Origin of the sequence: Burkholderia sp. BCC1047 (assembly GCF_902833155.1) — a bacterium.
Lineage (GTDB): Bacteria > Pseudomonadota > Gammaproteobacteria > Burkholderiales > Burkholderiaceae > Burkholderia > Burkholderia sola.
The window spans coordinates 102,880-125,339 of the sequence record NZ_CADFEH010000002.1 but is presented as its reverse complement, the minus strand read 5'-3'; the positions used below and the strand labels follow the sequence as shown (position 1 = coordinate 125,339).

Annotated in this window: 19 protein-coding genes; 14 read left to right on the top strand and 5 right to left on the bottom strand. The window is 67.4% G+C overall.

Going from position 1 to position 22,460, the window contains the following annotated elements:
* The first annotated feature begins 4 nt into the window (after positions 1-4).
* From HWX55_RS02495 to HWX55_RS02480, 4 genes are all read left to right on the top strand, one after another.
* On the top strand, positions 5-1,999 hold the full coding sequence (locus HWX55_RS02495; protein WP_175973698.1) for a beta-galactosidase: 1,995 nt from the start codon (positions 5-7) through the stop codon (positions 1,997-1,999).
* 67 nt (positions 2,000-2,066) lie between these two features.
* Positions 2,067-3,326 carry an extracellular solute-binding protein gene (locus HWX55_RS02490; protein ID WP_175973696.1) on the top strand — a complete coding sequence of 420 codons (1,260 nt, stop codon included), beginning with the start codon at positions 2,067-2,069 and terminating at the stop codon, positions 3,324-3,326.
* 55 nt (positions 3,327-3,381) lie between these two features.
* Complete coding sequence (locus HWX55_RS02485) at positions 3,382-4,326, top strand: sugar ABC transporter permease (RefSeq protein WP_175973694.1); 945 nt, start codon at positions 3,382-3,384, stop codon at positions 4,324-4,326.
* Between the two features lie 20 nt (positions 4,327-4,346).
* The gene (locus HWX55_RS02480; RefSeq protein ID WP_175973693.1) at positions 4,347-5,198 is read left to right on the top strand and encodes a carbohydrate ABC transporter permease; all 852 of its coding nucleotides are present in this window, start codon (positions 4,347-4,349) and stop codon (positions 5,196-5,198) included.
* A gap of 186 nt (positions 5,199-5,384) precedes the next feature.
* On the opposite strand, the gene HWX55_RS02475 is transcribed toward HWX55_RS02480, so the two are convergent.
* A complete protein-coding gene (locus HWX55_RS02475; RefSeq protein WP_175973691.1) occupies positions 5,385-6,338 on the bottom strand; it encodes an aromatic alcohol reductase in 954 nt (317 codons plus the stop codon).
* A 93-nt stretch (positions 6,339-6,431) separates the two neighbouring features.
* On the opposite strand from HWX55_RS02475, the gene HWX55_RS02470 reads away from it, so the two are divergent.
* Entirely contained in the window at positions 6,432-6,845 is a 414-nt protein-coding gene (locus HWX55_RS02470) for a helix-turn-helix domain-containing protein (protein WP_050013445.1), read from the top strand.
* Positions 6,846-7,020: 175 nt separating this feature from the next.
* On the opposite strand, the gene HWX55_RS02465 is transcribed toward HWX55_RS02470, so the two are convergent.
* On the bottom strand, positions 7,021-7,419 hold the full coding sequence (locus tag HWX55_RS02465) for a nuclear transport factor 2 family protein (RefSeq protein WP_175974141.1): 399 nt from the start codon (positions 7,417-7,419) through the stop codon (positions 7,021-7,023).
* Positions 7,420-7,500: 81 nt separating this feature from the next.
* Here HWX55_RS02465 and HWX55_RS02460 point away from each other — a divergent pair, with 81 nt between their 5' ends.
* On the top strand, positions 7,501-8,442 hold the full coding sequence (locus HWX55_RS02460) for a LysR substrate-binding domain-containing protein (RefSeq protein ID WP_175973689.1): 942 nt from the start codon (positions 7,501-7,503) through the stop codon (positions 8,440-8,442).
* 80 nt (positions 8,443-8,522) lie between these two features.
* Here the strand turns inward: HWX55_RS02460 and HWX55_RS02455 are convergent, their stop codons facing one another.
* The 3 genes from HWX55_RS02455 to glcC form a co-directional block, all read right to left on the bottom strand.
* Positions 8,523-8,906, bottom strand: a complete 384-nt coding sequence (locus HWX55_RS02455; RefSeq protein ID WP_175973687.1) for an ATP-dependent protease — start codon at positions 8,904-8,906, stop codon at positions 8,523-8,525.
* A 173-nt stretch (positions 8,907-9,079) separates the two neighbouring features.
* Entirely contained in the window at positions 9,080-10,534 is a 1,455-nt protein-coding gene (locus tag HWX55_RS02450; RefSeq protein ID WP_175974139.1) for a DEAD/DEAH box helicase, read from the bottom strand.
* 61 nt (positions 10,535-10,595) lie between these two features.
* The gene (glcC, locus tag HWX55_RS02445; protein WP_050013449.1) at positions 10,596-11,366 is read right to left on the bottom strand and encodes a transcriptional regulator GlcC; all 771 of its coding nucleotides are present in this window, start codon (positions 11,364-11,366) and stop codon (positions 10,596-10,598) included.
* Between the two features lie 223 nt (positions 11,367-11,589).
* On the opposite strand from glcC, the gene glcD reads away from it, so the two are divergent.
* The 8 genes from glcD to HWX55_RS02405 all read left to right on the top strand — a co-directional run bounded on the left by glcD (position 11,590) and on the right by HWX55_RS02405 (position 22,371).
* On the top strand, positions 11,590-13,089 hold the full coding sequence (glcD, locus tag HWX55_RS02440; RefSeq protein ID WP_175973684.1) for a glycolate oxidase subunit GlcD: 1,500 nt from the start codon (positions 11,590-11,592) through the stop codon (positions 13,087-13,089).
* Positions 13,089-14,174 (top strand): glycolate oxidase subunit GlcE, encoded by a 1,086-nt coding sequence (glcE, locus tag HWX55_RS02435; protein WP_175973683.1) that lies wholly within the window; start codon positions 13,089-13,091, stop codon positions 14,172-14,174. The genes glcD and glcE overlap by 1 nt, the downstream gene beginning before the upstream one ends.
* Before the next feature lie 24 nt (positions 14,175-14,198).
* Positions 14,199-15,419 carry a glycolate oxidase subunit GlcF gene (gene glcF / locus HWX55_RS02430; protein WP_175973681.1) on the top strand — a complete coding sequence of 407 codons (1,221 nt, stop codon included), beginning with the start codon at positions 14,199-14,201 and terminating at the stop codon, positions 15,417-15,419.
* Positions 15,420-15,441: 22 nt separating this feature from the next.
* A complete protein-coding gene (locus HWX55_RS02425; protein ID WP_175973678.1) occupies positions 15,442-15,846 on the top strand; it encodes a heme-binding protein in 405 nt (134 codons plus the stop codon).
* Between the two features lie 44 nt (positions 15,847-15,890).
* Positions 15,891-18,065 carry a malate synthase G gene (locus HWX55_RS02420; protein ID WP_175973676.1) on the top strand — a complete coding sequence of 725 codons (2,175 nt, stop codon included), beginning with the start codon at positions 15,891-15,893 and terminating at the stop codon, positions 18,063-18,065.
* 538 nt (positions 18,066-18,603) lie between these two features.
* Entirely contained in the window at positions 18,604-20,169 is a 1,566-nt protein-coding gene (locus tag HWX55_RS02415) for a sensor domain-containing diguanylate cyclase (RefSeq protein WP_175973674.1), read from the top strand.
* A gap of 141 nt (positions 20,170-20,310) precedes the next feature.
* Complete coding sequence (locus HWX55_RS02410; protein ID WP_175973672.1) at positions 20,311-21,693, top strand: cache domain-containing protein; 1,383 nt, start codon at positions 20,311-20,313, stop codon at positions 21,691-21,693.
* A 33-nt stretch (positions 21,694-21,726) separates the two neighbouring features.
* Positions 21,727-22,371, top strand: coding sequence for a response regulator transcription factor (locus HWX55_RS02405; protein ID WP_069621734.1), 645 nt, complete (start codon positions 21,727-21,729; stop codon positions 22,369-22,371).
* The last annotated feature ends 89 nt before the right edge of the window (positions 22,372-22,460 follow it).

Sequence of the window (22,460 nt, the reverse complement as noted above, 5' to 3'; positions counted from 1 at the left end):
GGGCATGCGCCTCGGAGTCTGTTACTACCCGGAACACTGGCCGGAATCGATGTGGGCCGACGACGCCCGCCGGATGAAAGCGCTCGGCATCGAGCAGGTGCGGATCGCCGAATTCGCATGGAGCCGCATCGAGCCGTCGCCGGGCGAATACGACTGGGGCTGGCTCGACCGCGCGGTCGACGTACTCGGCGCGGCCGGCCTCGAGATCGTGATGTGCACGCCGACCGCGACGCCGCCGAAATGGCTGGTCGACCGCCATCCCGACATCCTCGCGATCGGCGCCGACGGCCGGCCGCGCGCGTTCGGCTCGCGCCGCCACTACGATTTCTCGTCGCCGATCTATCTCGAAGCGTCGCGCCAGATCTGCACGGCGGTCGCCGAACGCTACGGCCGTCACCCGGCCGTGCGCTACTGGCAGACCGACAACGAGCTGGGCTGCCACCAGACCGTCGTCAGCTACTCGCCGGCCGCGCTCGTGCGCTTTCGCGAATGGCTGAAAGCACGCTACGGCACGATCGACGCGCTGAACCGCGCGTGGGGCACCGTGTTCTGGAGCATGGAGTATCGCCATTTCGACGAAGTCGACGCGCCGGTGGGCACCGTGACCGAAGCCCATCCGTCGCATCGCCTCGACTACCGGCGCTTCGCGTCCGACGAGCTCGCGCGCTATCACCGGATGCAGGTCGACGTGATCCGCGCGCACTCGCCGGGCCGCGTCGTCGCGCACAACTTCATGCAGCTGTTCACCGAGTTCGATCACTACGAAGTCGCGCGCGACCTCGACGTCGCGACGTGGGACAGCTATCCGCTCGGCGCGCTCGAAGAGCTGTGGTTCGCGCCCGACGTGAAGGCGCGCTGGCTGCGTACCGGCCATCCCGATTTCGCGTCGTTCAATCACGATCTCTATCGCGGCATGTCGAAGCTGCCGTTCTGGGTGATGGAGCAGCAGCCGGGCCCGGTGAACTGGGCGCACTGGAATCCCGCGCCGCTGCCGGGCATGGTGCGGCTGTGGAGCTGGGAAGCGTTCGCGCACGGCGCCGGCTGCGTGTCGTACTTCCGCTGGCGGCAGGCGCCGTTCGCGCAGGAGCAGATGCACGCGGGCCTGAACACCCCCGACAACCGGCTCGACGAAGGCGGCCGCGAAGCGCAGCGCGTCGCGCAGGAAATCGCCGCCGTGCTCGACGCCGGCGCGGATGCCGATGCGACCGGCCCGGTGCGCGCGCCGGTCGCGCTGGTGTTCGACTACGAAGCGAAGTGGCTGTTCGAAGTGCAGCCGCAAGGTGCCGATTTCCACTACCCGCGTTTCGCGTTCGAATACTACTCGGCGCTGCGCTCGCTCGGCCTCGACGTCGACATCGTGTCCGCGCACGCGCCGCTCGACGGCTACCGGCTCGTCGTCGTGCCGCCGCTGCCGGTCGTGCCAGACGATTTCGCGTCGCGGCTCGCCGCATCGGGTGCGCACGCGGTGTTCGGCCCGCGCACCGGCTCGAAGACGGCCGACCTGCAGATTCCGCCGGCGCTGCCGCCCGGCCCGCTCGCGTCGATCCTGCCGGTACGCGTGTGGCGCGTCGAATCGTTGCGGCCGAACCTGACCGAACGGATCGACGGCACGCTGCACGACGGTTCGCCGCTCGCAGGCGAAGCGCGTCACTGGCGCGACCTCGTCGAATTGAACGACGACGGCGCGCGCAGCGTCGTGCGCGCACGCTTCGCCGACGGCCATCCGGCCTGCGTGTCGCACGGCGCGCTGCACTACTGGGCCGCGCTGTTCGACGACGCGACCACCGCGCGACTGTTCGCCGATGTCGCGGCCGTTGCGGGCCTGGCGCCGACGCCGCTCGGCGACACCGTGCGCGTGAGCCGGCGCGGCGGCCTGACCTACGTATTCAACTATCTCGACACGCCGCATGCGATCGACGGCGTACCGCCGTCCGCGTTCGTGGTCGGCGCCGCGCAGGTCGAGCCGCAAGGCGTGGCCGTGTATCGAAGCCGTTCGTAGCAACCGCCCCCGGCGCCGCCACGCGCCGGTCACGCACAAACAACGACACACAGGACTGGAGACACTCATGACCCATCGCCCCCTTCGCGTCGCTGCCCGCCTGGCGAGCGCCGCCGCCATCGCGTTCGCATCGTTCGGCGCCACGGCGCCCGCCGATGCCGGCACGCTGACCATCAACATCGCGTTCAAGGGCGCGAGCCAGCGCGCCGTGTGGCAGTCGACGATCGAAGCGTTCCACAAGGCCCATCCCGACATCGACGTGAAGCCGACCTTCGTCGACGAGGAAGCGTACAAGGTGCAGCTCCCCGCGTGGCTCACGACCGTCGCGCCGGACGTCGTGAACTGGCACGCGGGCGAGCGGATGGCGTACTACGCGAAGCGCGGACTGTTCGAGGACCTGAGCGGCGACTGGACGAAGAACGGCTGGGATGCGATGTACGCGTCGACGCGCAGCGCGTCGTCCTATAACGGCAAGCAGTACGCGGCGCCGACCGTCTACTACTCGTGGGGCCTCTTCTACCGCAAGGACCTGTTCCGCAAGGTCGGCATCGCCGACGAACCGAAGACCTGGGACCAGTTTCTCGATGCCTGCAAGAAGCTGAAGGCGGCCGGCATCACGCCGATCGCGGTCGGCGGCCGCGACGCGTGGACGCTCGCCGGCTGGTTCGACTATCTCGACCTGCGCCTGAACGGCAACGCGTTCCACCAGCAACTGATGGCCGGCGACGTACCGTACACCGACCCGCGCGTGAAGAAGGTCTACACGACGTGGAAATCGCTGATCGACTCGGGCTACTTCATCGACAACGCGCTGTCCTACGATCTCGACGGCGCGCAGCCGTTCCTGTTCCAGGGCAAGGCCGCGATGATGCTGATGGGCACCTTCATCGCGGCCGGCTTTCCGTCGAACGTGAAGCCGGAAATGGGCTACTACCGCTTCCCCGTCATCAACCCGAAGGTGCCGACCGCCGAGGACGGCCCGGTCGAATCGCTGCACATCCCGACCAAGGCGAAGAACAAGGCCGACGCGCACACGTTCCTCGCATTCGTCGAAACGCCCGAGATCGGCGCGAAACTCGCCGACGGGCTCGGCTCGCTGTCGGCCAACAGCAAGTCGCCGGAGCCGGCCGATCCGATCTCGCGGATCGGCTTCCGGATCCTCGCCGACACGAAGGGCGGCGTCGCGCAGTTCTACGACCGCGACATGACGAAGGAAATGGCCGACGAGGGGATGAAGGGCATGCAGCAGTTCGTCGCGAATCCCGCGCAGCTCGACACGGTGCTCGCGCAACTCGAACAGACCCGCAAGCGGATCTACAAGAAGTGACCGCGTGACCCAACCGGCGGCCGCGCGCCGCCGTGTCCGTTTCAGGAGGCTTGCCGTGTCCAGTCCGATCGCGCCCCCCCCGCCCGCCGGCGCCGCGCCGCCGTCGCGCCGCTCATCCGCCGGCGCGCTGCCCGCGCGCCGCCCGTCGCCCGCCGTGCGGCGGCAACGGCGCGCCGCGTGGCTCTTTCTCGCGCCGGCCTGCGCGATGGTGGCCGTCTATGTGATCTGGCCGATCCTGTCGACGCTGTGGCTGAGCTTGTACAACTGGGACGGGATGACCGAGCGCACCTTCGTCGGCCTCGCGAACTACGCGGAGCTGCTGCATGCGCCGACGTTCTACACGGCGCTGCGCAACAACGTGATCTGGCTCGTGCTGTTCATGCTCGCGCCGCCGCTCGGCCTCGCGCTCGCGCTCTACCTGAACCAGGCGGTCGGCGGCATCCGGCTCGTGAAGTCGCTGTTCTTCGCACCGTTCGTGCTGTCGGGCGTGGTCGTCGGGCTGATCTTCTCGTGGTTCTACGATCCGACCTTCGGGCTGCTCGCGCTCATCGCCGGGCACGGCATCCCGGTGCTCGGCGACGCGCGCTACGCGACCTTCGGCATCGTGTTGGCCGCGCTGTGGCCGCAAACGGCGTACTGCATGATCCTGTACCTGACCGGCCTCACGTCGGTCAACCCGGAACAGATCGAAGCCGCACGGATGGAAGGCGCGCGCGGCTTCGCGCTGCTGTGGCACGTCGTGCTGCCGCAGCTGCGGCCGACCACGTTCATGGCGATCGTCGTCACCGTGATCGGCGCGCTGCGCAGCTTCGACCTGATCTCGGTGATGACGGGCGGCGGCCCGTTCGAGAGCTCGACCGTGCTCGCGTATTACATGTACGACCAGGCGATCAAGTACTACCGGCTCGGCTATTCCGCGTCGATCGCGGTCGTGCTGTTCGCGATCATGCTCGTCTACATCGCGTTCCAGTTGCGCCGCATGCTGCGCAACGAACAGTGACTTTCGGGAGTGCACTCCTCATGTTTCCGACACCCGTTTCCCACTGGAAGCCGGTATCGCGCCGGCTGTACAAGCTGTCGCTGCCCGTCGCGCTCGTGATCTGGCTGCTGCCGATGATCGCGGTGTTCGTCACGTCGGTGCGCTCGACCGAGGAACTCGTCGAAGGCCACTACTGGGGCTGGCCGCGGCATTTCTCGATGATCGAGAACTATCGCGACGCGCTGACCACGTCGCCGATGCTGCATTACTTCTGGAACAGCGTGCAGATCACGGTGCCGTCGGTCATCGGCTCGATCGCGCTCGCGGCGATGGCCGGCTTCGCACTCGCGACCTACCGGTTTCGCGGCAATACCGCGCTGTTCGGCACGTTCGTCGCCGGCAATTTCGTGCCGGTGCAGGTGCTGATGATTCCGGTACGCGACCTGTCGCTGCGGCTCGGCGTGTTCAATACCGTCGAAGCGCTGATCCTGTTTCACGTCGCGTTTCAGACGGGGTTCTGCACGCTGTTCCTGCGCAACTTCATCAAGCAGCTGCCGTTCGAGCTGATCGAGGCCGCGCGCATCGAAGGCGCGGGCGAATGGACGGTGTTCTGGCGCATCGTGCTGCCGCTGATCCGGCCGGCGCTGGCCGCGCTCGCGATTCTCGTGTTCACGTTCGTGTGGAACGATTATTTCTGGGCGCTGTGCCTCACGCAAGGCGACGAGGCCGCGCCGATCACGGCGGGTGTCGCGGCGTTGAAGGGGCAATGGACGACGTCATGGAATCTGGTATCGGCCGGGTCGATCCTCGCCGCGCTGCCGTCGGTCGCGATGTTCTTCGCGATGCAGAAGCATTTCGTCGCGGGGCTCACGTTCGGCGCGACGAAAGGCTGAACGCGCGCCGGTTGCGTTTTCGCATCTCCCCCTCCGCATCGTGAGGTTGCCCGCTTCGGCGGGCTTTTTTCATGCTTGGCGGGTTGGGTGGATGTCGGTTGGTGAGCCTGATCCGCCATCCAGGCTTCAACGCCGTCGACGATCGCCTGTCATCGATGCCGTTTATCCGGATGGTCGGGCTTGCGATTACTCGCCGCGACCCGAAGCGAGGTTGGCATGGATCCACGACGCCACGTCGGTGACCGGAATGGCGTGGCGTTGATTGAACGTCCCGCTCTTGTCCCATGCGACGCCTCGCCCTTGAGCAAATGCCGCACGGTACTTGCGCATCATGTTGTTCGGATCGCGCGCCAGCTCGTCGAGCAAATACTGCTCGCTCCATACCGAACGGCTGAAGGGGCGACCAAGGCCCGCTTCCAGCTTGTCGGCGACCTCCCCGTAAGTCACGGTGTCGCCGGCCAGATACACGATCTCGTTCCGGATACGGGGTTCGGCGAACACGATCGCGGCAGTCAGCGCGCCGATATCGTCGGGCGTCGTCAGCGTCACGGCGGTGTCGAGGCTACCCAGCGCGTGGACTGCGTCGTTTTTCAGGTCGACTACGCCGAAGTCCGGCTCGAATAGATAGCTCGTGAACATGCCGGTCGAGATGATGACCCACTCGGTCTCGTGCTGACTACGCAGCAATTCGCGCACGTCCAGCTGGGCGTCGAAGATGTCCTGCGGACTACCGCGACCGATCACGTCGAAATCGACGCCGAACTGCCAGGGGAAGTACCTCGGGATGCGCGCCTGCAACGCAGCCCGCGCCAACTTCATCGGCGTGTCGATGCCGGCTGTAATGCCCGCGCAACCGATTACCGTGTCATATCGCGCGAACAGGGCGGCGAGTTCATCGATGGAATGCTTCACGAAATCGCCTACGACGATCCCGATTCCAAGCGCGCGAATCTCCGCGATATCATGCCGCTTGGCGGGTGCGCTGGACTCGAGGGCACTCGCGCGCAGCAGCACGCTGATCTTCGCGCCGGCGACGTCCTTCGCTCTACGTGCAAGATTGCGGAGTACCGGGAGGCCGAGTTCGCCGGCACCGAGCACGAGGATGTTCCGAGAAGTCGCGTGAGGGTCTGTTGGGTTCATCGTCCAGCCTGCTGAGGAATGTGTTGCACGCAGTCTAGCGATGCACGGACGTGTATGAAAGAAGGTACACGCGTGATACTGGGAGCCAGATAGTTGGATCGAGACGAACTTCTCCGATATTCGCAGACCGTGTGTGACGGCCTGCGAGACGATGATGACGGGTTGCGGCGGGAGGTGCTCGCTCATGCCGGAAGCCGTTGGTCGCTCGGTGTCGTCCACACGCTCGGCGTGTACGGCAGACTGCGCCATGCGGAAATCGGCAGGCGCATGCACGGGGTGACTCAGCGCATGTTGACGCGCACGTTACGGCAGCTCGAGCGTGACGGCCTGGTGCTCCGTCACGATTTCGAAGAAGTACCGCCTAGAGTCGAATACGAGTTGTCCGACACGGGCATGGACCTGCTCGTCAGGATGGTTCCGCTGTGGACCTGGATCGTCGAGAATGCGGACCGCTTCCGGGAAGCGAGGCAGAATTTCGACAGAGCGCACCGCGACACAGACGCGTAGCTTGCCGGGATTTCGACGTGCTTCGCAAATGGGTACGACTTCGATCAACATCGGTCGTCGAGATATATTTCGACATGCTGACAAAACCTGGGAGACAGCGTCCGCGGAAGTTTGGCGTCGTGCGGAACTGCCGTCCGCACACGCCAGCCTTCGGCATCGAGCGACACCGATTCGACTACGCGTACTTGTCGCCGACCGTACTGCGAATCGGATGGGTGTCGTAGACGATGATCATCCGTTCGATGAGCCCCGCGGTGTCGAACTCGAACACGTCGACGCACTCGAAGTGCGCCACCGAACCGTCTTTCAGCGCCCAGTCGTAGATGAAGTAACCTGTCGCACGTCGAGCGCCGGTCGTGCTGACGCAGATATCGATCGGTGTAATCTTGCTTTCTGCCGATGCGGCGGCGACCTTCGAAAAGAAGGGCCCGGGGTGCATCCAGCCGAGAAATGGCGAGAAAATCTGCGCGTCCGGCGTGAATAGCGCGCAGATGGCGCCGACATCGCCGCGCTCCAGTTCCCGCAGGTAAGCGCGAACCTGTTCCGTGTAGAGTGATTCCGACGTTGAGCCCAAAATTTCCCTCCGATCGTTCGTCGACAACCCGTTCATTCGCCAGAACAGGGCATCCGGTAGACGCACGATAGCGACGCACCGATGACCGAACAATCGAAAAATTTGCAACCCGGGTATGCGGCGCATGCATATCCGCTGGCCGACCTGACGCGGCCGCTCCCGCCGTTGGCGGCGATTCAGTCGTTCGTCGCCGCGGCGCAACTGGGCAGCGTCAGCAAGGCCGCGGATCATCTATGCCGTACGCAAGGCGCGGTGAGCCGCCAGATACAGCAGTTGGAAATGCATTATCGATGCGCACTCTTCGTGCGCCATGTATCGGGGCTGACGTTGACGCCGGAAGGCAATGCATTGCTGACGGTCGCGGTCAACGTGCTCGCGCAACTGGTTCAGCACGCGGATTCCCATGCACGGGCAACCTCGGTGCTCACGTTGAAGTTGCCGTCCACGTTCGCCGTTCGCTGGTTGCTCCCGCGGCTGCCGGACATTCATCGCGCGATGAGCGGCACGGAGCTGCGTATTTCGACCTCCGCGGACGACACGCCGGATTTCACGACGTCCGACGTCGACGCCATCGTCGTGCGCGGCACGGGACAGTGGACCGGTATGGAAGCAGTACCGCTCTTTTCCGAGCGGCTCACGCCGATGTGCGCGCCTGCGTTGGCGACATCGCTGCGATCCGTTGCCGACCTTGCGCAGGTCGATTTGCTCCATCCCGGGCCCAGCCACGCAGAGTGGAGATGCTGGCTCGATCACGTGGGGGCACGCCAGACCGATGCGGGACGCGGGCTCGTATTCGATACCCTCGAATTGACGCTCGCGGCGTCGATGGAAGGACACGGCATTGCAATCGGCGACCCGCGAATGGCGAGAGACCGACTCCGTGCCGGATCGCTGGTGACCCCGTTTGAGGAAGTGGTTGAAGACGGCCTTTCCTACTTCCTCGTCTATCCGCCCCAACGGGCGGCACAACCGAAAATTCGGGCCCTCGCCGATATCTTGCTACGACTCGCGCGAGAAGATTGATTGACAGGCGAGCGTCCGGTACGTGGTGCGGAGCCGACCTTCAAATCGCGCACCAACGTACCGACGAATGACGCGCCCGGTCAAAGATCCCCGCGCACTTCCCCGGTGCCCAACGCGCTCCGCTGCCGGTTGACCTCCGCCCACAGTTCATCGCTGTCGTCGTCGCGCAGCACGATCATCCAGTCCAGTTGCTCGTCGGTCACGCCGAAGTACTCCAGAATTTCCCGCCGCACCCCATCGATGAACGCCGCGTATTCCGGCGTGGCCTGCGCCCGCGCGTGCAGTGCGTCGTATTCCGCATCGTCCACGCCGCCGCCCTGCTCGTCGATATAGCGCGAGATCCACTGGTCTCGTTCGTGGTCGTAATCGGCCTCGGCGCGCATCGCTTGCACAGCCGTGTAGAAATCCAGTTGGGCAAACGCGGCGATCGCCGCCGTTGTCGCCTCGTCGAATGTCGTCGTCATTCCATCTCTCACTTCAGTCATCGCACATCATGGGTCACGCGGGGAAGCCGCTATCGCGCGCGGTTTCAGGTCGCTCACGAGAAAACCGGCAGCGCTGTTCCGAACCACCCGTATGCGTTCACTGCATCGGACGGTTCGATCGTATCGGGCACTTTGAAAGGGAAGGATTGAGCCTACCTGGACGGTTTGCCAGGTTTGCCGCGACCACCAGCAGATTTACCGGCAGCCTTCCCCGGCGCCGGCTTGCCGGCCGGTTTGCTGCGCGGCTTGTGCACGCTGAACGGGCTGCCGATGGTGTAGTCCGGGCCTTGACCGGCACCATTGGCCGCCGCGTGCTGCACCCCAGGCTTGCGGTTGCCTTCGCCACCTTGCGTATGCGGCTTCTTGCCCGGCGTCTGCTTGGCCACCGGCGCAGCTTGCGGCACCTTCGGTTTCTTCGGCTTTTTGGGTTTCTTGATGATCTGGCCCGTCGCGCTGGTTTCCGGCACGCGGTGTTCGGCTTCGAAACCCGGCTCTTCCTCCCGGCGCAGCGTCTGCCGGATCAGCGCTTCGATCGCGGCCAGTTGCGGTGCTTCATCCGCGCACACGAGCGACACCGCGACGCCGCTCGCGCCCGCGCGGCCGGTCCGGCCGATACGGTGCACGTAGTCTTGCGCGACGATCGGCAGATCGACGTTGATCACGAGCGGCAGATCGTCGATATCCAGCCCGCGCGCCGCCACGTCGGTGGCGACCAGCATCTGCACGTCACCCGTCTTGAAGCGCTCCAGCGCGCGCAAACGTGCGGGTTGCGGCTTGTCGCCGTGGATCGTATCGACCGCATAGCCGGCCTTCTCCAGCATCACCGCCAGATAATCGACGCCGTTGCGGGTCTTGACGAACACCAGCGCGTGCTCCCACTTGTTTTGGGCCACGAGGTGCATGAAGAGGTCGGGCTTGTTCCGCTTGTCGACCGGTACGACCCACTGCTTGATCTTGCTGGCCGTGGCGTTGGGCGGGCTGACGCTGATGTCGACCGGGCTGCGCAGAATGCCGGCCGCCAGCGTGCGGATTTCGTCGGAGAACGTCGCGGAGAACAGCAGCGTCTGGCGCTTGGCGGGCAACGCGGTAAACACCGCGTCGAGTTCGCGCGCGAAGCCGAGATCGAGCATGCGGTCGGCTTCATCGAGCACCAGCGTCTGGACCTGATCGAACTGCACGGCGTTCTGCCGATTGAGGTCGAGCAAGCGGCCGGGCGTCGCGACGAGCACGTCGACGCCCTTGCGCAGCTTCATCATCTGAGGATTGATGCTCACCCCGCCGTACGCGGCCAGAAAGCGCAGATCGAGGCCCTTCCCGTACTCGACGAAGCTTTGCAGCACTTGCTCGGCCAGTTCGCGCGTGGGCACCAGCACCAGCACGCGCGCACGGTTGCTGGATACCGCCGGGCCGTGTTGGACGAGCCGTTGCAACAGCGGCAGCGCAAAGCCGGCCGTCTTGCCGGTGCCGGTCTGTGCGGCGGCCATGACGTCCTTGCCGCCGAGCACGACGGGAATCGCCTTGGCCTGCACCGGCGTGGGTGTCTGGTAATTGAGGCCCTGCAGATTACGCAGCAACGGCTCGATCAGGCCAAGCGAGGCAAAAGACATGGACGTGTTCCGGGCTAAAACCGCAATTCTAGCGGTTACCGTGTCGGCCAAGCCCGCCCGCTCATGTCCACCCTTCGAGCCGCAACGTCGAACGTACGAGCCGTTGTTCCTCCTGCTCGATCTCGCGCAGATAGTCGACGCACTGACGGATATGTTCGCTCGCGGCCTTGCGCGCCTGGTCGGGCAGCCTCCCGGTGACCGCGTTGTAGAGCCGCGCATGCTGGCGGTCGATCTGCTTCTTCAGCGGTTCGCGGTGATAGAGGTTGTTCACCGACGCGAACACCGAGCTGAGCAGCAGGTCGGTCAGCGACTGCAGCGTATTGACGAGCACCGGGTTGTGCGATGCCTCGCAGATCGCCAGATGAAACGCGTGGTCGAGCTTCGCACGCGCGGCGGGATCGAGATCCTGCGCGTCGGCCGCCGTCATTTCCTCGTAGCGGCGCCGGATCAGGATGAAATCGGCCGGCGTGCCGCGCAGCGCCGCGAGCCGGGCGGCCTCGGCCTCCAGCATCCCGCGCACCTCGAACAGGTCGTACAGCGTGCGTGGCTGCGAGCCGAGCAGATGCATCATCGGCGTGATCGCGCGCTGCGGGGTCAGGCTCGCGACGAACGAACCCTTGCCGTGCGTCGTGTCGATGATCCCGCGCGCGTGCAGCAGCTTCATGCCTTCGCGCACGGCCGTGCGCGATACGCCGAGCTTCTCGGTCAGCCGCCGCTCCGACGGCAACGCCTGCCCGGCCTTCAGCACGCCGTCGACGATCAACTGCTCGATCCGCTCGGCGACGACGTCGGCCACGCGCCGCGCCGGCCGCTCTCGATCCTGCATTTCCATACTGGTATGACCACTTTGGACGGATGTCGTCGATTTTCGCACAAAGCCTTGTCGTGATTGGGTTTTATCGATCATTCAGGAAACCAGGATCGATGCCTTTCCAAAAACTGGTACGACCACTGTCAAGACGGCTGGACAGGCCCGCGCGTCCCGCCAAGAATGCCGTCCATCCGGCGTGTCGCGCATCGCGCGGCCAACTGCCTGGTGGAGACGGAGACACACGATGAGTTTCATCTACGACGAACGGATCGACGGCCCGTTGGCGACCGTCGACCGCGCCACGCTCGTCGCCGCGTTGCGCGCGGCGGCGCCCGGTCTCGACGTGCTGCATGAACGCGAGGCGTTGAAGCCGTTCGAATGCGATGGCCTCGCCGCGTACCGCACGGTGCCGCTCGCGGTCGTGCTGCCCGATACGGTCGACCAGGTGCGCGCGGTGCTGCGCGTCGCGGCCGCGCACCGCGTGCCGGTCGTCGCGCGCGGCGCCGGCACGGGGCTGTCGGGCGGCGCGATGCCGCTCGAAAAAGGCATCCTGCTGGTGATGGCGAAGTTCAACCGGATTCTCGACATCGACCCCGATGCCGGCATCGCGCGCGTGCAGCCCGGCGTGCGCAACCTCGCGATTTCGCAGGCTGCCGCGCCGCACGGCCTCTACTACGCGCCCGACCCGTCGTCGCAGATCGCGTGCTCGATCGGCGGCAACGTCGCCGAGAACGCGGGCGGCGTGCATTGCCTGAAATACGGGCTCACGGTGCACAACATCCTGAAGGTCGAGATCCTGACGATCGACGGCGACACGCTCACGCTCGGCGCCGACGCGCTCGACGCACCTGGCTTCGACCTGCTCGCGCTGTTCACCGGCTCCGAGGGGATGCTCGGGATCGTCACCGAAGTGACCGTGAAGCTGCTGCCGAAACCGCCGAGCGTGAAGGTGCTGATGGCGAGCTTCGACGACGTCGCCGAGGCCGGCGCCGCGGTCGCGCGGATCATCGGCGCGGGCGTGATCCCAGGCGGCCTCGAGATGATGGACAACCTCGCGATCCGCGCGGCCGAGGATTTCATCCACGCCGGCTATCCGGTCGACGCGCAGGCGATCCTGCTGTGCGAGCTCGACGGCGCGGCCAGCGACGTCGAAGAAGATGCCGAACGCGTCGCCGCGCTGCTGCGCGACGCGGGCGCAAGCGAGATTCGCGTCGCGCGCGACGAAACCGAACGCCAGCGCTTCTGGGCCGGCCGCAAGAACGCGTTCCCGGCGGTCGGCCGGATGTCGCCCGACTACTACTGCATGGACGGCACGATCCCGCGCCGCGAACTGCCGCGCGTGCTCGAAGGGATCGCCGCGCTGTCCGCCGAATACGGGCTGCCGGTCGCGAACGTGTTCCACGCGGGCGACGGCAACATGCATCCGCTGATCCTGTTCGATGCGAACCGGCCGGGCGAACTCGACCGCGCGGAAGCGCTCGGCGGCAAGATCCTCGCGCTGTGCGTTGCGGTGGGCGGCAGCATTACCGGCGAACACGGCGTCGGGCGCGAGAAGATCAACCAGATGTGCGTGCAGTTCAACGCCGATGAAATCACGTTCTTCCACGCGGTGAAGGCCGCGTTCGATCCGCAGCGCCTGCTCAATCCCGGCAAGAACATCCCGACGCTGCACCGCTGCGCCGAATTCGGCGCGATGCACGTCCATCACGGCAAGCTGCCGTTTCCCGAACTGGAGCGCTTCTGATGCGACGCGACATCGAATCGATCGAGTCCATCGACGACAGCGCGGCGCTCGTCGCGCAGGTCGACGCGGCGATCCACGCTCGCCAGCCGCTGCAGATCCGCGGCGCCGGCACGAAGGCGTTCGTCGGCCGGCCGGTCGAAGGCCGCACGCTCGACATGCGCACGCATCGCGGCGTCGTGTCGTACGACCCGACCGAACTCGTGATCACCGCGCGTGCGGGCACGCCGCTCGCCGATCTCGACGCGATGCTCGACGCGGCCGGCCAGATGCTGCCGTGCGAGCCGCCGTCGTTCGGCGGCGCGGCGACGGTCGGCGGCATGTTCGCGGCGGCGCTGTCGGGCCCGCGCCGCCCGTGGGCCGGCGCGGTGCGCGACTTCGTGCTCGGCTGCCGCGTGATCACCGGCCACGCGAAGCATCTGCGCTTCGGCGGCGAGGTGATGAAGAACGTCGCGGGCTACGACGTGTCGCGGCTGCTCGCCGGCAGTTTCGGCTGCCTCGGCGTCGTGACCGAGGTCTCGCTGAAGGTGCTGCCGAAGCCGCGTGCGACCGGCGATCTCGCGTTGACGCTCACGGCGAGCGAAGCCGTGCAACGCGTCGCCGCGTGGCGTCGCGCGGGGCTGCCGCTCGCGGGCGCGTGCCACGCGGACGGCGTGCTGCGCGTGCGGCTCGAAGGCGGCGACGGCTCGGTGAAGGCCGCGCGCGACACGCTCGGCGGCGACCGGATGGACGACCGCGACGACGCGTTCTGGGCACATCTGCGCGACCTGTCGCTGCCGTTCTTCGACGATCCGCGGCCGCTGTGGCGCGTATCGGTGCCGGCCGCCGCGCCGCTCGATGCGCTCGCGGGCGCGCAGCTGGTCGACTGGGGCGGCGCGCAGCGCTGGCTGAAGACCAACGCAGCGCCGGCCGACGTGCAGCGCTTCGCCGCGCAGTGCGGCGGCCACGCGACCTGCTACACGCCGGGCACGACAGCGGAGCCGTTCCAGCCGCTGCCGCCCGCGCTGCTGCGCGTGCACCGGCAACTCAAGGCGCAGCTCGACCCGCACGCGATTTTCAATCCCGGCCGGCTCTACGCCGACTTCTGACGCGAACCCGACTTCGACCCGCCGATGCAAACCAACCTCAGCGAAGCAAGCAAGGCCCTCGCCCGGGCCGACGAAGCGGAAGCGATCCTGCGCGCCTGCGTGCACTGCGGCTTCTGCAATGCGACCTGCCCGACCTACCAGGTGCTCGGCAACGAGCTCGACGGGCCGCGCGGCCGCATCTACCTGATCAAGCAGCTGCTCGAAGGCGGGCCGTGCGGCGAACGCACGCAACAACACCTCGACCGCTGCCTGACGTGCCGCAACTGCGAGACGACCTGCCCGTCCGGCGTGCGCTATCACACGCTGCTCGACATCGGCCGCGCGGAAGCCGAGAAGCGCGCGCGGCGGCCGGCGCGCGAGCGCCTGCTGCGTGCGGGGTTGCGTCACGTCGTGCCGCGCCCGGCGACGTTCGCCGCGCTGCTGAAGGCCAGCCGCGCGCTGCGTCCGCTGCTGCCCGGCGCGCTGCGGGACAAGATCCCGGCCGCCGTGCCCGCGGCCGCGCCGCGCCCGGCCGTGCGTCATGCGCGGCGCGTGCTGATGCTCGAGGGCTGCGTGCAGCCGGCGCTGTCGCCGAATACCAATGCGGCCGCCGCGCGCGTGCTCGACCGGCTCGGCATCAGCGTGACCCCGGCGCGCGAAGCCGGCTGCTGCGGCGCGACCGAATATCACCTGAACGCGCAGGACGCGGGCCTTCAGCGCGCACGCCGCAACATCGACGCGTGGTGGCCGGCGATCGACGCCGGCGCGGAAGCGATCGTGCTGACCGCAAGCGGCTGCGGCGCGTTCGTGAAGGAATACGGCGACCTGCTGCGCTCCGACCCCGTCTATGCGGAGAAGGCGCGGCGCGTCAGCGCACTCGCGCGCGATCTGGCCGAAGTGATCGCGGCGGAGCCGCTCGACGCGCTCGCCGACGCGACGCCACGGCGCGTCGCGGTCCACTGCCCGTGCACGCTGCAGCACGCGCAGCGCCTCGGCGGCGCGGTGGAAAGCATCCTGACGCGGCTCGGCTTCGATCTGACGAATGTCGCCGACGGCCATCTGTGCTGCGGCTCGGCCGGCACCTATTCGCTGACGCAGCCCGCACTCGCGACGACATTGCGCGACAACAAGCTCGATGCGCTCGAAGCCGCGCAGCCGGACCTGATTGTCACCGCCAACGTCGGCTGCCAGACTCACCTGAACGGCGCGGGCCGCACGCCCGTGCGTCACTGGATCGAGCTCGTCGACAACCGGCTGGTCGACTGACCGCCTATTCCGGAGGAAAGCCATGCAAACGAAACCCGAACTCGAACTGGCCGATGCCGAGCGCATGCTCGCCGCGGCCCGCGCGGAAGCGGAACGCCACGGCTGGGCCGTGTCGATCGCCGTCGTCGACGATGGCGGCCACCTGCTCGCGTTCGCGCGGCTGGACGGCGCATCGCCGGCCAGCAGCACCATCGCGCAGGACAAGGCGCGCGCGGCGGCGCTCGGCCGTCGCGAGACGAAGGCGTATGAGGATATGATCAACGGTGGCCGCACCGCGTTCCTGAGCGCGCCGCTGACGGGGTTGCTCGAAGGCGGCGTGCCGGTCGCGGTCGACGGCCGGATTGCAGGCGCGATCGGTGTGTCTGGCGTAAAGTCCGAACAGGACGCGCAGATCGCCCGCGCCGGTACACAAAGCGTCGCGGAATAACCAGCCAAGCCGCGCGCGCGCATTTTTCCCCGGGAGGATTCACGATGATCGACCAAGCAGGACTGCAAGTCGCGCCAGCGCTGAGCCAGTTCATTGAAAACGAAGCGCTGCCGGGCACCGGCATCGACAAGGCCGCGTTCTGGAGCGGTTTCTCGGCCCTGGTGCACGACCTCGCGCCGCGCAACCGCGAGCTGCTCGCCGAACGCGACCGCCTGCAGCAGGAACTCGACGCGTGGCATCGCGCGCACCCGGGCCCGGTACGCGACCACGCCGCGTATCGCGCGTTCCTCGAACAGATCGGCTACCTGGTACCGGTCCCGTCGAACGTCGCGGCCGCCACCGCGAACGTCGACAGCGAGATCGCCACGCAGGCCGGCCCGCAGCTCGTCGTGCCGCTGTCGAACGCGCGCTATGCGCTGAACGCCGCGAACGCGCGCTGGGGCAGCCTGTACGACGCGCTGTACGGCACCGACGCGCTGCCGGAAGACGGCGGCGCCGAACGCACCGCGGCCTACAACCCGACGCGCGGCCAGCGCGTGATCGACTATGCGCGCAACGTGCTCGACAACGCGGCGCCGCTCGCGAGCGGCTCGCACCGCGACGCGCTGCGCTACCGCGTGCAGGACGGCCAGCTCGCGGTCGAAACCGCGAAGGGCAACGTCGCGCTCGCGCAGCCGGCGCAGTTCGTCGGCTACCAGGGCGCGGCCGATGCGCCGTCCGCGATCCTGCTGAAGCACAACGGCCTGCATCTCGAGATCCAGATCGACGCGTCGACGCCGATCGGCCGCGCCGATCTCGCGAACGTGAAGGACGTCGTGCTCGAAGCCGCGGTCAGCACGATCATCGACTGCGAGGATTCGGTCGCGGCGGTCGACGCCGACGACAAGGTCCAGCTCTACCGCAACTGGCTCGGCCTGATGCAGGGCACGCTCGTCGAGGAAGTCGCGAAGGGCGGCAAGACGTTCACGCGCCGCCTGAACGCCGATCGCGAGTACACGACGCCGGCCGGCGGCACGCTGTCGCTGCACGGCCGCTCGCTGCTGTTCGTGCGCAACGTCGGCCACCTGATGACCAACGGCGCGGTGCTCGACCGCGACGGCAACGAGATTCCGGAAGGGATCCTCGACGGCGTCGTCACGACGCTGTGCGCGCTGCACGACCTGAAGGCCAAGCGCAACTCGCGCACGGGCTCGATCTACATCGTGAAGCCGAAGATGCACGGCCCGGCCGAAGTCGCGTTCGCCGACACGCTGTTCGCGCGCATCGAGGATCTGTACACCCTGCCGCGCAACACGCTGAAGATGGGCATCATGGACGAGGAGCGCCGCACCAGCGTGAACCTCGCCGCGTGCATCGCGGCAGCGGCCGCGCGCGTCGCGTTCATCAACACCGGCTTCCTCGACCGCACCGGCGACGAGATGCACACCGCGATGGAAGCGGGCCCGATGATCCGCAAGGGCGACATGAAATCGTCCGCGTGGATCCAGTCGTACGAGCGCAACAACGTGCTCGCGGGCCTGTCGGCCGGCCTGCGCGGCCGCGCACAGATCGGCAAGGGCATGTGGGCGATGCCGGACCTGATGCATGCGATGCTCGAGCAGAAGATCGCGCATCCGCGCGCCGGCGCGAACACCGCGTGGGTGCCGTCGCCGACTGCCGCGACGCTGCACGCGCTGCACTACCACCTCGTCGACGTGCAGGCCGTCCAGCAGGAACTCGAGAAGACGCCGTACGCGAGCGAGCGCGACGCGCTGCTCGAAGGGCTGCTGACGGTCCCGGTCGTCGAGCGCGCCGCGTGGAGCGAGGCCGAGATCCTGAGCGAGGTCGAGAACAACGCGCAGGGCATCCTCGGCTACGTCGTGCGCTGGGTCGAACAGGGCGTCGGCTGCTCGAAGGTGCCGGACATCCACGACGTCGGCCTGATGGAAGACCGCGCGACGCTGCGCATTTCGAGCCAGCACATCGCGAACTGGCTGCGCCACGGCGTGATCACCGAGGCGTTCGTGCTCGACGTGTTCAAGCGCATGGCCCGCGTCGTCGACCAGCAGAACGCGGGCGACCCGAACTATCGTCCGATGGCGCCCGGCTACGACCAGTCGACCGCGTTCAAGGCCGCGTGCGCGCTCGCGCTGCAAGGCACGTCGCAACCGAGCGGCTATACCGAGCCGCTGCTGCATCGGTTCCGGCTCGCGTTCAAGGCGCAACAGCACGGCGCATAAGTCCGCGCATGCGGGCGAGCCCGCATGCCGGGTGCCGGTCGTACGCCGACCCTTCGAAACGGGCAGCCCGCGCGGCTGCCCGTTTTTTTATTCGGGTTCACCCGACCGTTGAAACCGATAATCGATGCAGATCGCGCGCTTTCGCGCGCGGTGCTCATCCGGCGTTAATCCCCGTGCGTGCGCGGCGGTGCGCCGCGCGACCTTTTCCGCGCTGCCGCAAAGCCTTGCGCGGCAACGCTCCGCCCGATATTTGCAAGCCCGGGATTACGCGAAAATTTGATCCCGATCAACGGGTTGCAACATTTTCCGCGCACGCAAACACGCGCGTTATACTCCGTTCAATTCGCGTCGCGATTCGTCAGATGGTCGAATTGCAGCAGACGTTACCCGTGCTGTGCATACACGGTTTATCGGTTTCTCTGGCCGCGATGGTCGATAATCGGTGCCCGGGAAGGGCGCACACCGGATCGCCACCGGTAGTCATACGAACAATCGCATCGGCCCGCCGCCCGGCGACGATGCCCCCGATCCACGGACCATGGCAGAAACCGACTACGCAATGCCCAGCGAATCCGGCGTGACGAGCCGTGTCGCCGCTCATCTGCGCCGGTCCCTCCTGCCGCACCTGATCTTCTATACGGGGCTGCTGATCGCGCTGATCCTGCTGCTGCTGTGCGGGATCGTGCTGTACGAAGGCCGCATCGACGCGCGCGACCGCTCGCGCAGCATGCAGCAGAACCTCGCGCTGATGGCGTCGTGGGACATCGAACGCAACATCGAGATCTATTCGCTGTCGCTGCAGGCGGTCGTCGAAGGCGCGAACGACCCGGCGGTGACCCGGCTGCCGATGGCGCTGCGCCGCCAGGTGCTGTTCGACCGCGCGACGACCGCCAAGTACCTCGGCGGCATCTACGTGCTCGACGCGAAAGGCGACATCGCGGTCGACGGCATGAGCGACGTGCCGCGCAAGGCCAACTTCGCCAACGAACCGTACTTCACCGTGCACCGCGACAGCCCCGACGTCGGCCTGTACGTCAGCCCCCCGTATCACTCGCGGCTGCGCGGCGGCTCGCCGAGCATCGCGCTCAGCCGGCGAATCACGCGGCCCGACGGATCGTTCGGCGGTGTCGCGGTGATGTCGATCCGGCTCGAATATTTCCAGAACCTGTTCTCGCGGCTGTCGCTCGGCGATCGCGGCTCGGTCGCGCTGATCAACACGGATGGCAGGATGGTCGCGCGCGAGCCGTACGACCCCAAGATCGTCGGTCGCGACATCAGCCGCGCGAGCACGTTCCGGCACTTCATGACCGCCAGCGAAGGCAGCTTCGCCGATACCGCGACGATCGACGGCGTGCGGCGCCTGTACGTGTTCCGGCACCTCGAGCACCTGCCGCTCATCGTCATGGTCGCGCGCTCGGAAGCGGACACCTACGCCGCGTGGTACGACCGTGCGATCCCGATCGGCTCCGCGATGGTCGCGCTCGCGATCGGCTTCGTCGGCCTGTCGCTGCTGCTCGACGTGCAGTTGCGCAAACGCCATCGCGCGGAAACCGAGCTGCAGGCGCTCGCGCGCACCGACGGCCTGACGGGCCTCGACAACCGCCGGATGCTCGACGTCACGCTCGCGCGCGAATGGCGCCGCGCCGCGCGCTCGCAACATGCGCTGTCGCTGCTGTTCATCGACGTCGACGACTTCAAGCGCTACAACGACACGCAGGGCCACCAGGCCGGCGACGACGCACTCGCCGCGGTCGGCCACTGCATCGCCGGCTGCCTGCGCCGCCCGGCCGACTATGCGGCGCGCTACGGCGGCGAGGAATTCGTCGTCGTGCTGCCGGACATCGATACGGACGGCGCGGTGACGATCGCCGAAACGATCCGCACGGGCATCCTCGATCTCGGCATCCGGCACGACGCCGGCACGGTCGGCCGCCTGACGGTGAGCATCGGGGTGACGACCAGCTATCCCGAACACGACGACAACATCCAGGCCGCGCTGAAGCGGGCCGACGATGCGCTGTATCGGGCGAAGGAAGGCGGGCGCAACCGCATCGCCGTGCAGACGGCCACGTCGCCCGACACGCGCGAATCGCGGCGGGCCTGAGCGCACGGGCAGCGGCGGGGCGACCGCCGGGCCGCCGCCCGCATGCAAAATCGCCGACAATACCGGCTCGATACGCCACCGCGCCGCCGCGCGGCCGATGCGCCCGGCAGGCTCGCGCCTAGCCAGCCGCTTCGCACCACCATGAGACTCAAGGCAAAGATCTTCCTTCTGGCCATCGTGCCGTTCCTGCTCGCGATCGCCGGCATCGGCTTCGGCGTGCGCCAGCAGGCGACGTCGCTCGCGCGCACGCAGCACGCGACGATCCAGGCCGCGTACCTGTCGAGCAAGGAAGTCGAGCTGAAGCACTACGTCGAGCTCGCGACGAGCGCGATCATGCCGCTCTACGACGCGAGCGGCCGCAATGCGCGCGACGACGCGCTGCTGCGCACGCAGGCGCTCGCGATGCTGCAGAAGATGGATTTCGGTCCCGACGGCTATTTCTTCGTCTACGACCTGCACGGCAATTCGCTGATGCATCCGCGCGAGCCCGAGCGCGTCGGCCACAACTTCTGGTCGATGCGCGACCCGCAGGGCGCGCTGACGATCCAGAAGCTGATCGGCGCCGCGTCGCAGGGCGGCGGCTACGTGCGTTATGCGTGGCAGCGGCCGTCGACGGGCCGCGTCGCACCGAAGCTCGGCTACGTCGTCGCGCTCGAGCGCTGGGGCTGGATGGTCGGCACCGGCATCTATCTCGACGACGTCGACACCGCGCTGCAGCGCATCGACGCACGCGCGTCCGCGAACATCGAGCGCACGATGAGCTGGCTCACCGCGATCGCGCTGACCGGCGCGGCGGCGATCGCCGTGTGCGCGCTGGTACTGAACGTCAGCGAGTCGCGCAGCGCCGACGCGAAGCTCAAGCTGCTCGCGCAACGCGTCGTCGAATCGCAGGAGCAGGAGCGCGCCCGGCTGTCGCGCGAACTGCACGACGGGATCAGCCAGATGATGGTGTCCGCGAAGCTGATGCTCGAATCCGCGCTTGCGCGCTTCGAGCGCGGCACGTCGCGCGTGCCCGAAGCCGAACAGGCGCTCGCGTCGGGCGTCGGGCGGCTCGGCGACACGCTGCGCGAAGTCCGGCGCATCTCGCACGCGCTGCGCCCGTCGATGCTCGACGATCTCGGCCTCGCGGCCGCGCTCGAGCAACTCGTGCGCGAGCTGGGCGCGGAAAGCGGCATCGACATCGGCTACACGCAGGTCGCGCACGGCGGCGCGCGGCCGCTGCCCGAAGCCGTCAACACCGCGCTGTTCCGGATCGCGCAGGAAGCGCTGAGCAACATCGTGCATCATGCGCGGGCGTCGCGCGCGGCCGTCACGCTCGACGTCGGCGCGCAATCCGTCACGCTGACCATCGCCGACAACGGCTGCGGCTTCGACGCCGAACGCTCGCAGGCCGACGCGCGCCGCGGCATCGGCCTGCGCAACATGCGCGAGCGCCTCGACGCGCTCGACGGCACGCTGACGATCACGTCGCAGGTCGGTCACACGATCGTCGCCGCGCGCGTGCCGCTGCGCAGCGCGGCGTGACGACGCGCCCCCATTACAGGAGACCTTTCACGCATGAGCGCCCCCGATACCGCCCGGCCCGCCGCCCGACTGCTGCTCGTCGACGATCACCCGCTCGTGCGCGACGGCTTGCGAATGCGGCTCGAAGCGGCCGATCTGTCGGTGGTCGGCGAGGCCGGCAACGCGGACGAGGCGCTCGCGCTGGCCGCCTCGCTCGAACCCGATCTCGCGCTGATGGACGTCGGCATGAACGGGATGAACGGCATCACGCTCGCGGGCGTGTTCCACGAGCGTTTTCCGGGCATTCGCGTGCTGATGCTGTCGATGCACGACAACATCGAATACGTGACGCAGGCGGTGCGCGCCGGCGCGAGCGGCTACCTGCTGAAGGATTCGCCCGCGAGCGAGATCGTCCGGGCGATCGGCGTGGTGCTGGCCGGGCAGACGTTCTTCAGCGAAGGGCTGGCCGCGCGGATGATCCAGGCCAGCGCGACGGCGTCGCCGCTGGACCGGCTGACGCCGCGCGAGCGCGACATCCTCGACGCGCTGGCCGAAGGGCTGTCGAGCAAGCAGATCGCGCAACAGACGGGGCTGTCGGTGCGCACGGTCGAGACGCACCGGCTCAACCTGAAGCGCAAGCTGGAAATCGAAGGGCAGGCCGAGCTGATCAAGTTCGCGGTCGAGCATCGGCGGCGGTAGGCGCGAATCCGGATTGCTCGCGCGACGCGCAATTCACTTTCAAATTTCATACTTGTCCAATCGACCTCACCCTGGCGCGATGGAATTCT